This window comes from Variovorax durovernensis (genome assembly GCF_977011995.1).
In genome coordinates, this window is record NZ_CDRNCW010000003.1 from 47162 (window position 1) to 58115 (window position 10954).

General features: G+C 64.1%; 16 protein-coding genes. 9 read left to right on the forward strand and 7 right to left on the reverse strand.

Annotated elements, in window-relative coordinates; genetic code table 11:
* On the reverse strand, positions 1 to 1155 hold the full coding sequence (locus ACWV14_RS37345; protein ID WP_431511012.1) for a tyrosine-type recombinase/integrase: 1155 nt from the start codon (positions 1153 to 1155) through the stop codon (positions 1 to 3).
* A gap of 1 nt (position 1156) precedes the next feature.
* Positions 1157 to 1462: a hypothetical protein gene (locus ACWV14_RS37350; RefSeq protein WP_454909680.1), complete on the reverse strand. Its 306-nt coding sequence runs from the start codon at positions 1460 to 1462 to the stop codon at positions 1157 to 1159.
* Between the two features lie 178 nt (positions 1463 to 1640).
* Between ACWV14_RS37350 and ACWV14_RS37355 the strand changes: the two genes are divergently transcribed.
* The 4 genes from ACWV14_RS37355 (at position 1641) to ACWV14_RS37370 (ending at position 4385) form a co-directional block, all read left to right on the forward strand.
* Positions 1641 to 2315 (forward strand): hypothetical protein, encoded by a 675-nt coding sequence (locus ACWV14_RS37355; RefSeq protein ID WP_454909681.1) that lies wholly within the window; start codon positions 1641 to 1643, stop codon positions 2313 to 2315.
* A gap of 186 nt (positions 2316 to 2501) precedes the next feature.
* A complete protein-coding gene (locus tag ACWV14_RS37360; protein WP_454909682.1) occupies positions 2502 to 3278 on the forward strand; it encodes a DNA/RNA non-specific endonuclease in 777 nt (258 codons plus the stop codon).
* 304 nt (positions 3279 to 3582) lie between these two features.
* A complete protein-coding gene (locus ACWV14_RS37365) occupies positions 3583 to 3873 on the forward strand; it encodes a GIY-YIG nuclease family protein (protein WP_298706014.1) in 291 nt (96 codons plus the stop codon).
* Positions 3870 to 4385 carry a hypothetical protein gene (locus ACWV14_RS37370; RefSeq protein WP_298706017.1) on the forward strand — a complete coding sequence of 172 codons (516 nt, stop codon included), beginning with the start codon at positions 3870 to 3872 and terminating at the stop codon, positions 4383 to 4385. Before ACWV14_RS37365 ends, ACWV14_RS37370 begins: the two co-directional genes overlap by 4 nt.
* A gap of 37 nt (positions 4386 to 4422) precedes the next feature.
* On the opposite strand, the gene ACWV14_RS37375 is transcribed toward ACWV14_RS37370, so the two are convergent.
* The 5 genes from ACWV14_RS37375 to ACWV14_RS37395 all read right to left on the reverse strand — a co-directional run bounded on the left by ACWV14_RS37375 (position 4423) and on the right by ACWV14_RS37395 (position 7555).
* Positions 4423 to 5082 (reverse strand): hypothetical protein, encoded by a 660-nt coding sequence (locus ACWV14_RS37375; RefSeq protein ID WP_298706019.1) that lies wholly within the window; start codon positions 5080 to 5082, stop codon positions 4423 to 4425.
* 160 nt (positions 5083 to 5242) lie between these two features.
* On the reverse strand, positions 5243 to 5599 hold the full coding sequence (locus tag ACWV14_RS37380; RefSeq protein ID WP_454909683.1) for a DUF6283 family protein: 357 nt from the start codon (positions 5597 to 5599) through the stop codon (positions 5243 to 5245).
* On the reverse strand, positions 5596 to 5892 hold the full coding sequence (locus ACWV14_RS37385; RefSeq protein ID WP_454909684.1) for a hypothetical protein: 297 nt from the start codon (positions 5890 to 5892) through the stop codon (positions 5596 to 5598). The genes ACWV14_RS37380 and ACWV14_RS37385 overlap by 4 nt, the downstream gene beginning before the upstream one ends.
* Complete coding sequence (locus ACWV14_RS37390) at positions 5889 to 6239, reverse strand: HU family DNA-binding protein (protein ID WP_298706030.1); 351 nt, start codon at positions 6237 to 6239, stop codon at positions 5889 to 5891. Before ACWV14_RS37390 ends, ACWV14_RS37385 begins: the two co-directional genes overlap by 4 nt.
* Positions 6236 to 7555, reverse strand: coding sequence for a replicative DNA helicase (locus ACWV14_RS37395; RefSeq protein ID WP_298706033.1), 1320 nt, complete (start codon positions 7553 to 7555; stop codon positions 6236 to 6238). Before ACWV14_RS37395 ends, ACWV14_RS37390 begins: the two co-directional genes overlap by 4 nt.
* A 301-nt stretch (positions 7556 to 7856) precedes the next feature.
* Here ACWV14_RS37395 and ACWV14_RS37400 point away from each other — a divergent pair, with 301 nt between their 5' ends.
* The 5 genes from ACWV14_RS37400 (at position 7857) to ACWV14_RS37420 (ending at position 10772) form a co-directional block, all read left to right on the forward strand.
* A complete protein-coding gene (locus ACWV14_RS37400; RefSeq protein WP_454909685.1) occupies positions 7857 to 8723 on the forward strand; it encodes a hypothetical protein in 867 nt (288 codons plus the stop codon).
* A 38-nt stretch (positions 8724 to 8761) separates the two neighbouring features.
* Positions 8762 to 9328: a hypothetical protein gene (locus tag ACWV14_RS37405; RefSeq protein ID WP_454909686.1), complete on the forward strand. Its 567-nt coding sequence runs from the start codon at positions 8762 to 8764 to the stop codon at positions 9326 to 9328.
* On the forward strand, positions 9325 to 9705 hold the full coding sequence (locus ACWV14_RS37410; RefSeq protein ID WP_298706042.1) for a hypothetical protein: 381 nt from the start codon (positions 9325 to 9327) through the stop codon (positions 9703 to 9705). Before ACWV14_RS37405 ends, ACWV14_RS37410 begins: the two co-directional genes overlap by 4 nt.
* Positions 9702 to 10394, forward strand: coding sequence for a DotI/IcmL family type IV secretion protein (locus ACWV14_RS37415; RefSeq protein ID WP_298706045.1), 693 nt, complete (start codon positions 9702 to 9704; stop codon positions 10392 to 10394). The genes ACWV14_RS37410 and ACWV14_RS37415 overlap by 4 nt, the downstream gene beginning before the upstream one ends.
* A gap of 108 nt (positions 10395 to 10502) precedes the next feature.
* Positions 10503 to 10772: a hypothetical protein gene (locus ACWV14_RS37420; protein WP_298706049.1), complete on the forward strand. Its 270-nt coding sequence runs from the start codon at positions 10503 to 10505 to the stop codon at positions 10770 to 10772.
* The last annotated feature ends 182 nt before the right edge of the window (positions 10773 to 10954 follow it).

The following is a 10954-nucleotide window of genomic DNA, read 5'->3' on the forward strand; positions in this document are numbered from 1 at the left end:
CTACTCCTCATCCCAGCTACAGATTTCGGCGTCGTAGGCGAGCACTGCCTCATCGGCCACGTCGTTGACCATGTGCAGGTAAACCATGGTGGTGCTTAGCGAGGCGTGACCAAGCTGCTGCTGAAGAAATACCAAGGGCTCTGTCCTCCGGCCGCGGCCACCTCTGCGCTGAAGTGAAGAAAGGGTGTGCGTCGCGTATGTGTGCCTGAGCATGTGTGGGTGGATTGGCACCCCAATGCGTTGTCCGATCTTTCTAACGATCGCTTCAATTGCCTTGCCGTCCTGAGCGAAGGGTCGGCCATACTGGTTCAAGAAGAGCGATGCGTGCTGGTCTGCGCAAAGCGATGCACGTTCTCCTCGAAGATGATCTGCATAGCGCTTGAGTCCCTTCATCACATCGCGCGCCATGTAAATGACGCGCCGCTTTGAACCCTTCGTGCGCATACCGGTCCCGTCTTCAGGATCAAGCGTCACGGCCACGTTCGCGTCTTTGAGCTTCTTCTGGTCTGGATCGAACACATAGGCGAGAGGAAATGTCGCCAGCTCCTCTCGTCGTAGCCCGGTCGACAGTGCGAGCCGCATCAACGCCTTGTGGTGTTCGTTGGTCGCGGCCTGAAGTAGCTGTCGCGCCTGCTGGATCGAGAGAAATTTGACGAGATCCTTGTGTTTGCGTGGCATCGCCGAGTTCGTCTCAACGGTGCCATCTGTGCCGCTGAGGTGCGCCAGGAAGCCGCTCGCGACTTGCGTCACATGCCTCTTCTCATAGGTCTGGGGCAATACATCGATCCAGTTGCGCCTCAACGCATATTTATAGAACTCACAGATGTAGGTGAGTCGCAGCCGGATGGTGTTGCGCCTTTGCTTGGCGACATCGAAGCTGTAATCTCTGTAGGCAGCGAGAAGATTCTTGTCCTCTCCTCGATCGACATCGGTCCAGGAGAGCTCATGAGCCTCGAGGAAGCCAAAATAGTCATAGATCGATTGAGCGATCGGGCCCCATGACTTACGCGATTCGATAGCAGCACGCTGCAGATAGAAGCGAAAGAACTCATTGGCTTCGTAGCAGCTTGACATGTCCGAGTTGAGCAGTATCGGAAAGCCGGGCACCTCACGCCGAGCGAGCTTGTAGTCTCGCGTTGAGAAGACGAGCAGCACGTCAGATGCCTCGCTCTTCAAGCATGCGAATGGCATTGCGAAACTGCAAATTCCACAGATGAGACACCAAGTCCACGGCGCCAGCGCCGCCGGTCCTGGCCCTGGTGTCTAGGAACCGCGGCCCCGTGCAAACCAACTCGAAGTCGCTTCCACCCGCCGAAACATGCCAGCGAGTAGTACCAGGTTCCTTGATGGGGCGGAAGTTCGCGTCCTGCTTCGCGAAGTCAGCCAGGAGCGGCAGCAAGACGGCCGCGTGCAGCCCGCGCCAGCGCTCCAATCGAAAGTTATCCACAGCCTTCCGCGTCATGTGCCCCTCCCCGGACCCCTCCTGCTACTCATCTCTAACGAGACTGTCAGAGAACACATTCTGTTCTAACAGAGTGAACGCTCTCTAATGACCTCGAAACGGGGGCACGTGACGAGGACGACCGTTTCAGCATCGAGAAGTGCCGCGCGGTGTGTGAAGCGGTCTACGGAGTGCGGGTATGAAGCAAGGCGCAACGCATACCTCCAAGGCGATGGCTCTGCTCAGCGTCGCCAGAGACGGGCTCCCCTCGACCCTCGGCGACCGAGAGTGGATCGCCGCAATGGATTCGCTTCTGCAGGTCGCGATCAGGTCCCGAATCCCGTTCGCCGTGGACGACGGCACTACCTTGCGCGACGGACGCTTCGAGCGCCGCCGGTGCGTTGGCAACTTCGATCCTCTGCACTCAGGTTGGTACCGCAAGGCAGTGGAGATGCAGAGCGCGAGCTACTGCGCAATGTGGGAAGCAGCAACGGGCATGAAGCCGTGGCGATCGCCTTTCGCCTGGAGAGAATCGGGCTATCGGAACACCATGCGGCTGTCAGGCAATGCGCGGGTGGCGCCTGGCTGTGCCGTGACGCTCACCAGTGGCGACGACGACCCTGCAGACATGCTCAAGACCGCCGACGGGCGCCAGGTGTGGTGGTGCACGTCCCAGGACGCGGTGCGGATCGTCCTTTGTAGGTACCGGGCCAGCGGTCGCGATCGCGCACGGGAGTTCTCCCACGAGGGTACTCCGGTGGGGCGAAAGGCCTTCACGCGGGAGGAATGGGCGGAACTCTTTCCAAGGACGATCGCGGGTAGCGATGCCGGCGCGGCGCCGCGCGAGGAGGCCAACGAGTCGGTTCAGGGGTAGGAGCCCAACCTAGCCGGCATCTTGATCCATGTGTATCGTGGCTGCACAATCCATTCATTCGCAATGACCTTATTCCACGAATTATTGACCGCGGCCAAGCGACTTGTGCCGACGTTGATCCTTGCTGCGCTGTGCTGCGGACTTGCGACGGTGTCTGCACCGGCATCGGCCTGGGACATGGATGGCATGGCAGCACGGGCTGGGCGCGCGTTGGCACACCAGGCGATCCCCCAGCCGCGCGGTGGCGTGTTCGCGAGCCCCGCCGACACACCGGTGGCGCTGCCAGATTCGCGCAATGGGTTCGCAGGCTGCCCCGGCCTGTTCCCCGGCCAGGTGCCGCTGGACATTCGCATCGTGGCGCCCGAGTGGAAGCCCGTGGCGCTGTGCTCCTCGAGCTTCGCTGTTCTCTACTCTGGGCTCACGAAGACGCCGTTGGTCGTTGTTGAGCGGTTGTCCAGTGAGCACCTCGAGCGCGCGAAGAATGAGCAGCGCACCGAAGTGTTCTTTGCCGATCCGCGACTGCCTGCGCATATGCGCGCCGAGCTGTCCGACTATGCGGGCTCCGGCCTGGACCGCGGGCACATGGCGCCGGCGGGCGACCAGCCAGACCCGGTGTCGATGGCCCAGTCGTTCGCGCTGTCGAACATCATCCCGCAGGACCCGGAGAACAACCGGCGCATCTGGTCGAAGATTGAGAGCGATACCCGCAAGTTCGCGCGGCGCGCGCAAAGCGATGTGTTCGTCTTCAGCGGGCCGGTGTTCGCCGGCGAGCGCCGTACCGTCGGGCGCGGCCGGGTCTGGGTGCCTTCGAGCATGTTCAAGCTGGTCTACGACTCCGGGTCGGGGCGTGCGTGGGCCTACATCCTCCCGAACGCGCCTGGCGTGCGCATCGAGCGCCCGATGGGCTATGCGAGCTTCGTGAGCGCTACGGGGTGGTCTCTTCTCAAGGGAGTGAGCCAATGACACGCGCCGCCACGCCCGCCCAGCCCGTTCACACCTGTCACTGGCCGGGCTGCACCCGGCATGTCCCGCCAGATAAGTGGGGTTGCCGGCCTCACTGGTTCACGCTGCCCGGCGAGCTGCGCAAGCGGATCTGGGCGGCTTACGTTCGTGGCCAGGAGATCACCAAGACGCCCAGTGCTGCATACCTTGCTGTCGCACGCGAGGCGGACCTCTATGCGCGTGACTACGAAAGCCAGCGTCGTCGTCCCGCGGTCCCAGCACCCGCAGCGGAGCCCGAGACTCCCCAGAGCTCCCTTTTCTGATCATGACCATCGACATCCCTGAGGGCACCTGGTGCCTCTACCTGCTCGAGTGCAGAGGCCGCGTCATGTACGCCGGCATCACCAACAGGCTTTCGGCCCGCTTCGCGGCGCACGTGGCCGGGAAGGGTGCGCGGTTCACCCGGGCCAATCCTCCGATCCGCATCCTCTGCGCGCGGCCGTTCGTCGGCCGTTCCGAGGCCTCAAAGGCCGAGTGGGCCATCAAGCAGCTGCCGCGGGCAAAGAAACTCGCCTTCCTGTCCGCGCTGGGCACTTGCGTGGTGGCCGCGGCATGAAGCGCAGCACGGTCGCGATCATTGCCGGATCTGCTGCGGCGGTGCTTGTGCTGTCCGCCGGCGTGGTGGTCTACCTGGCCAACCAGCGCGGCGCGGAGATTGCGAAGGAGCGCGTCGAGCGGCGCGCTGCGACAGAAATCGTGGAGGTCGTGACGTTCTTCAGGACGCTGCGAGGCACCGTGCTCATGAAGGACGGCAGCCGGCGCGCGTTGGTTGGCAGCGGCGCGATGCTCATGTGGGTGCGGCCGGTGGCCGGTGCCGCGGATACTTGGCTTGCGGTGGCGCGCGGTCCCGATGGGGCATTCTTCGGCCAGCGCTTGAAGCGGGGGCCGTCCGGTGCGATCGGCGCGGCTGGCGACGCACAGGAGCTGTCGGCACAGCTGGTGATGGGCGGCTTGCGCGACCAACTGCGCGAGGCCGGCGCCGACCAGGCGCAGGCACAGGTGTTCTTCGACGCCATCGCCAAGGGCACGCCCGTACCTGTGCGGAGCGCAGTGGTGCCGCGCAACTAGGCGCCAGATTGGCGGGGCGTCGAGCCGGCGTTCTCTGTCAGCGAAGCTCGGGAGCGACCAGCGCGCCGCCCGAATCCTTGAGCTGGCGGTAGATCGAGAGCTTTGGGTTGGTCGTGTCCTGCTGCACGACCTGGCGCACGAAGCCCATCAGCTGCGTCGGATGCATGAACGCCGGGCCGGTCCCACTGGCAAAGCGGGCATGGCTCAACCATACCGGCCGCGTGTAGATGTCCACGCCATTCGCTGTCGTATACGCCAGGCACAGCCAGTGGCCGGACAGCGGCGCCAGCTTTGCCTGCTCGTTCGTCGCACGGGCCATGGCGTACGTTTGAGTTTCCGAGAGGGATGCCGCCGCCACCGCGATGCTGAGCCCGACGATGCTGTTGTCGCTGGCTGCGTTCTGTGCACCACAGCCCGAGATCAGGTTCCCGGCCAGGTCGGAGGCGGTCCGGCTCTGCGCGCTTGGGTCCCCCTGCTTGGCAAGGAAGGCGCGCAGCTTGGCCATCGTCTCGTGACCGTCGAGGCTGCTCATCGCGCCGGCGGCGAGCCACCAGGAGGCGACGTCGACCACGTACACCAGGGAGTCGTTCGTCGAGAGTCCCGGCGCCTCCTGCGTCAGGTCCCGGGTGATGCGGATGTTCCAGCCGGGGTTGGATGCGTTGGCGATGCCTTCCCAGAACTTGAGTTCGTGTTTCATGTTGCCACGATACGCAGGCTGTCGACATTGCGCTAGGTTCAGAGCGAAGCACTGCGCGCGAAGGGCGAGGGCGACGAATGGAGCGCAAATCTGGAGCTGCTACTGTGGTGACGCGCGGGCCGGGGCGCCGCACCTGAGCCCAGGCGCAGCGCAAGCGCCTTCAGTCGCGATCGTGGCGCGGCAATGTGTCTTCGAACGTGGCGTGCTGACGCCCGCGCAGGCGAATGTGCCCCGTGTTTGTGCAGGTCATCAGGCGCAGCCGTAGGGCGATGTTGTTGCCTGGCCCCGCCTGCTGACTCACCCAGCCCACGCAATGGGCGTCGTGGCTCTCGTGGCAGGCCATGGCCCGAAGCGGCTCGGAGAGGGTGCTCAAGTCCCCGGGCTGCGCGATCGTCGCGGCCAAGTTTCGGTGCCTGGTTTCACAGTACCCGTTGGGGATCTCGCGCGGGTCGGCGTCCACGCGCCACGGGCACTTGGCGCACTGGGCGGTGCGCTTGAGCTTCCAGGCGTCGCTCACAGCGGACCGTGTAAGGCTGCCAGCAGCGCGTAGCTCGAGAGCAGGAAGCCCAGGACAAAGGCGCCGATCGCCCAGAGGTAGGCCGAGGCGATGCGTTCTCCGAGCGTAGACAGGTCCGCCTGGAAAAAGCGCATCACCGCGCGCCGGAACACCAGGGACAGCAGCAGCGCGATCGCGGCGGCGATGGCCATGCGCGCGGCGCCCTTGGGGCTGTCGATTGCGGCCAGGGCGAAGGCCCAGAGCCAGCCGCTGGCGATGAGCAGTAGCTCGGTGCGGGTCTGGAGGCTTTTCATGTCCGGCGTGTCCTTTTCTTGGCGGGCTCGCCGAGCCCGGGTTTCTTGGTGGTGGGGGGCCGGCGCGGCTTGTTGGCCTGGAAGACGATCTTTTCGCCGCCCGGGATCATTTCCACGCGGCCGGTGCCGGGGTTGTGGCGCCGCCGCGCCTTGTACTCGGCGCGCTTGAAAGTGCCGATGCCCGGCACCCAGCAGGCACCGTTGACCATGGCACTGGAAATGACGCGCTCGAGCATGTCGCCGAAGAAGGCGACGCTGAACTCAGGCGAGAGGTTGCGCAGCGCGGCCTCTTTGCGTATGACGGGGCCGGAGCTGTTGCGCATCGGCGGCTTGCGGGGCGTACTCATACCAGGTGGTCCTCGTAGAGCGAGGATGCGAGCTGGTGAGCCAGCTTGACCGTGCCGGTGGCGCCTTCGCGCTGCTTGGCCACGATCACCTCGGTGATGCCCGGCTCCTGGGTCTGCGGGTTGTAGACCTCGTCGCGGTACAGGAACATGATGACGTCGGCATCCTGCTCGATCTGGCCGCTCTCTTTGAGGTCGGACATCATTGGGCGCTTGTTCGCGCGCTGCTCAACGGTGCGGCTGAGCTGGGCCAGGGCGACCACGGGGCACTTGAGCTCGCGGGCCAATTGCTTGAGGCCCTTGGAGGCCTCGCCTACGACCACCCGGGACTCGATGCCAGGCTTGGCGGCCGCGCCGGCCGAGATCAGCTGCAGGTAGTCGATGCCGATGATCATCTTCCGCCCCGGATGTTGCGCCTTGAACAGGCGCGCCCGCGTACGGATCTCGGCAAGCGAAAGGCCCGGAGACTCGTCGATGTAGATGCCCAGCTCGCCGACGCGCGCCGACGCGGTGTAGAGATCGTCCAGTCGCTCAGTGAGCTGGTCGGCGCTGGTGAACACGGACCCAGGGATGCGGCCGGTGCGCGAGATCATGCGCTTGGCCATGGATGTGCCGCGCATTTCCATCGAGAAGAGCAACGCGTCGCGGTCGGCTTCGGCGGCGGCCTCCATGAAGTTCACTTCCATGGCCGTCTTTCCCATGGAGGGACGCGCTGCGAGCACGATAAGGTCTTCGTCTACCAAGCCTCCGCCGAGCAGTGCGTTCAGTCTGTGGAAGCCAGTGGTCACGGCCGACTCGACTACCTGACCATCCAGACGGCGCTCCACCTCTTCCAGCACCACGGCGATGTAGCCGGAGATGTGTTCAGGCCCTGAGCGCGACGACTTGGCGCTCGTACGCGCATTGCCCGCCGAGTCCTCGAGCATCGAGGTGAGCACCTCGAGGGAGGCCTGACCTGTGGCGGCGCGCTCGGCGATCAGCTTGGTGGATGCCAACAGCGTGCGGATGCCACTCAGTTCCTTGATGCGTGTCGCAGCCGCTTGCACCGCTTCATCACTGGCTGTCTGGTAGGTGGCGTTGGTCGCCAGATTGATCAGGTAGTCCTCACCGCCGGTGAACAGGTTGTGAGAAAGCGACGCGTCGATGAGGGCCGCCAGGTCGTGGGCCTGGCCAACCTGGTTGAGTGTCTGCCAGAGGCGAAACAGGTTGGCGTGGACCTCTTCCCCGAAGTCGGCGGCGCTGAGGACGCTGCCGATCTGTGAGGCCAGTCCCTTGCGGTCGTCCTGCAGAAGCGTGCTCAGCACGGTGCGCTCGCTCACCGAAGACACCAAGGGGTCGATGACCGCAGCGCCGGGAGAAGCATCGCTTGCCGGCACCGTAGGTGAGGGAGCAGAAGGCGCAGGCGGAGGAGGCGCGGCAACCTGCCGAAAACCGAGGGGGGCGGGTGTCGCCAAGCTCACATTTATTTCCTTCGTGTTGGAGCATTGTTTCGACGCAATGAACCTTACGGAACGCTTGCTTCGTGGATATTCTGGAGACAGCTAACGCATACAGTCAAGGTCAAAACAAATTTTGTTCCGAACGACTCTGTGAACGACTAACATTGCGAAAGAATAGAAAATGCTCTCACAAATGCTAAATCCGCACGTGGATATTCGATGGACAACGGAGGCCGAATGGTTCGCCTCGGGTGATGCCGCGGTAGTTCGCGCCGGTGTGTTGTTGCTGGAGGCCGCGGCCCGCAGCTCGCAACCAGCGACCCTGCCGGCCAGTGCTGTGACCCTTGCTCGATTGGCCGGGATGAGCCTGGAAATCTGGGCGGAGAAGGGTGAATCCGCCTTGGCGGGATTCGACCGCGTTGAAGGCGGGTGGCGCCACCGTGCGATGCACGATCTGCAGGCGGCGGTCCAGGAGCGATTCGGTGCCCAGCTGCAGGAACTGGCGGCGTCGTCGGTGCTGGCGGGGCAAGCGGTGGACGAGTTTCCCCTCGTGGGCGAAGTCAAGCCGGCAGGCCGCAGCAAGGGGAAGAGGGCACTCCCGAAGGATTTCGTGTTCTCGCCTGCGCTGATCGCGTATGCCGAGAGCGCCGGGTTCCTGACGCCGGCGCATCAGGACTGGCTGCTTACCAAGTTCCGGGACTTCGCCAGCTCAAGCAAGCGCCTCTATTCAAACTGGGATGCCACGGCCCGCAACTACATCTCCAGCTCGATCACCGCCCGCGACTTCCTCACCTTCTTCGGCTATTGGCCGCGGGACAGCAAGGAGCGCCTCGCCATGGGGGATGGTGTCTCCGCATCTAGTGTCCTTGTCGCCCGCCCGGGTCCTCAGTCCTTCGAGAAGGCCGCCCTCAATGCAAGCACGGACACGATGAACGAGGTGCTCGGTGCGCGCTATGGCAAGTCCGCGGCGCAAGACGTGCCGTTCCGGGCCTCCTCGCCCGAGCGGACCGCGAGCTTTGGCTTCAACATGGCCGGGGGGGCGCGATGAGCGGGGCCGTTGCGAGCCGCGAGGAAGTCGAGGCCGTGATGAAGATGGCCATCCAGGCGTGCGCATCAGCGCGCCACGAGCTCAATGCGCTGGAGCAGACCGCGTGGATGGCGGCGATCGAGACTTTTGGCGCGCAGTCAACGGTGCGATTCCTGCAGGAATGGGTGTCGACCAACAGCCGCAAGGCCCCGACCGTCGGCGATCTGCGGCGCTCGCTGGACCCGAACTTCCTCGAGTGCGATGCGGCGTTGGAACGGTTGTACCTGCTCGTGACGACGGTCGGCCCGTATGAAGCACCGACAGCCGAGACAGTGGGCGCCACTCTTTGCCGGGTGATCGAGAACCTGGGCGGGTGGGCGAGGATCAATGAAATGATGCCCGATCGCGGCTCGGACCGCTTTGCCTGGAGCGCCTTCGCCGAGCGGTTCTCCACGGCCTTTGGCACCGCGCGGACCCAGGAGTTCCAGGCGACGCTACTCCCCCCCGAGGCGAGGCCAATGCTGCAGCGGCCGGTTGGTCTGCATGAGATCTCCCGCGAGAAGGCTGCGGAGATCGCTCTGCTGCGTTCCGAGGCTGCCGCAACTGTGCAGCTTCCCAGGCCATGAGCGCACGCACGCTGAATCCATCCGGCTCGGATGCCGTCGCGCTCGCGCATGTGATCGCGTCGCGGGCACGGCGCACACTGACGGGCGGGGCCGAGTACCTTGCGATGCTTGTCTTCGCTCTGAGCGCCGGCCTCCTGGTCGCCGTCATCTTCGCGGTGAACGTCGATTTCGAGGTAGTCGCAGTCACCCCGGGCGGCATGCTCATGCCACTCGTGCAGCTCGACAAAGAGAACGAAGGCGCCCAGCGCGCCCTCCTGGGCGAGACCCGTGTGGAAGCACCTGCTGCCACTTCGGCTCGTCCCACATCCCCCCCAGTCCCGAGCAGCACGCCGCCCCAGAAGGCGCAGCAGCGCAGGACGTCATTGAACAAGCAATGAACACAGCAACAGTGAAGAAGCCCGCAGCCCGACCACCCGCCAGCAAGGTGGTGCCAGATTCGGCGACGCCGGTCGCCGGCGAGCATGGCGGTGAAGATGCGGCGCAGGTCAGCAAGCTCACCCGGATCATCGTCTGGCAGTCCCTGGCAGTGGGCTGTTTGGCGATCGGACTGGTTATCGCATTGGTGTTCGTGATGCGGACCCATCGCGAAGTCATCGCATCCACGAGCGACGGGCGCTTGGTCCCCGTGATCCCGCTGGACAAGCCCTATGTGAGCGACGCCCGTGTGTTGGGTTACGTCGACGAGTGCGCCCGCCAGGTGTTCAGCCACGACTTCCTGCACTGGCGTACCACGCTGCAGAACTCGAAGACCTGCTTCACCGAGAAGGGGGGCGACGCGGTCGAGGAAGCGCTGGCGCCCTGGGTCAAGGACATCTCGGAGCGAGAGCTCACCATGTCTGTGAGCATGGCCGACACGCCGGTGATCGCGAAGCGCGGCGACTTCAACGGCACGTTTGCTTGGCGCGTGCAGGCCCCGATCTCCCTGTTTCGCCGCGGCACGAAGATGAGTGATGTGCCCCGGCCCTTCATCTTGCAAGTCGTAGTGCGACGTGTGGGGCTTGATCAGAACCCGCGCGGCATCGCGATCGACAGCCTCCAGCTGGTGCCTGATTCATCGAGGGGATGACACACCCAGTTGAGCGAGATACCCAACCCAACAGAGCATCCGGCGCTACCACGCAGATTCGGTGGCGCCCATTTTCCGTCAATAGCTATCGAGAGAGGCGAGAGAGCGATGAGTCCACAGGAAACCCAGATCAAGCAAGACAGTGCGAACGAAGCGGCCGGCATGGCGAAAGTCGAAGCGCAGTGGGAAGAGATACGCAAGAAGTACCCCGACTGGTATGCGTTGTACGACGAGGTGATGCCCGATACGGCGGCGAGCCGCTCAGAATTGGCGGAGCTCTGGGCAACTGCTCCCACGCCTTGGGCTGCGGGCGTGGTCTATGGCAAGTTCACGCTGCGGTTGGAGATATCCGCGCACACCGGAATCGCGTTCGTCTAAATTTCGCCACGAAAGCGTGGCGTGTTCGAAGCGAAAACAATTCCTTTGCAGCACAATAATAATATGAAGCAAACACGCATACCGCATTGCATCGACCAACTAGTAGCGTTTCGCTCAGGTTGGCGGGCGCAATTCCAGCCGGCTGCGGCCGTCGTACTCGGCCTCGTCAGTCTGCTCGCGGT

Excerpts from the sequence above, each read along its gene's own strand:
- ACWV14_RS37350 (WP_454909680.1), bottom strand. The coding sequence starts at position 1,462 with ATGACGCGGAAGGCTGTGGATAACTTTCGATTGGAGCGCTGGCGCGGG.
- ACWV14_RS37355 (WP_454909681.1), top strand. The coding sequence starts at position 1,641 with ATGAAGCAAGGCGCAACGCATACCTCCAAGGCGATGGCTCTGCTCAGC.
- ACWV14_RS37360 (WP_454909682.1), top strand. The coding sequence starts at position 2,502 with ATGGCAGCACGGGCTGGGCGCGCGTTGGCACACCAGGCGATCCCCCAG.
- ACWV14_RS37365 (WP_298706014.1), top strand. The coding sequence starts at position 3,583 with ATGACCATCGACATCCCTGAGGGCACCTGGTGCCTCTACCTGCTCGAG.
- ACWV14_RS37370 (WP_298706017.1), top strand. The coding sequence starts at position 3,870 with ATGAAGCGCAGCACGGTCGCGATCATTGCCGGATCTGCTGCGGCGGTG.
- ACWV14_RS37375 (WP_298706019.1), bottom strand. The coding sequence starts at position 5,082 with ATGAAACACGAACTCAAGTTCTGGGAAGGCATCGCCAACGCATCCAAC.
- ACWV14_RS37385 (WP_454909684.1), bottom strand. The coding sequence starts at position 5,892 with ATGAAAAGCCTCCAGACCCGCACCGAGCTACTGCTCATCGCCAGCGGC.
- ACWV14_RS37390 (WP_298706030.1), bottom strand. The coding sequence starts at position 6,239 with ATGAGTACGCCCCGCAAGCCGCCGATGCGCAACAGCTCCGGCCCCGTC.
- ACWV14_RS37400 (WP_454909685.1), top strand. The coding sequence starts at position 7,857 with ATGCTCTCACAAATGCTAAATCCGCACGTGGATATTCGATGGACAACG.
- ACWV14_RS37405 (WP_454909686.1), top strand. The coding sequence starts at position 8,762 with ATGAAGATGGCCATCCAGGCGTGCGCATCAGCGCGCCACGAGCTCAAT.
- ACWV14_RS37410 (WP_298706042.1), top strand. The coding sequence starts at position 9,325 with ATGAGCGCACGCACGCTGAATCCATCCGGCTCGGATGCCGTCGCGCTC.
- ACWV14_RS37415 (WP_298706045.1), top strand. The coding sequence starts at position 9,702 with ATGAACACAGCAACAGTGAAGAAGCCCGCAGCCCGACCACCCGCCAGC.
- ACWV14_RS37420 (WP_298706049.1), top strand. The coding sequence starts at position 10,503 with ATGAGTCCACAGGAAACCCAGATCAAGCAAGACAGTGCGAACGAAGCG.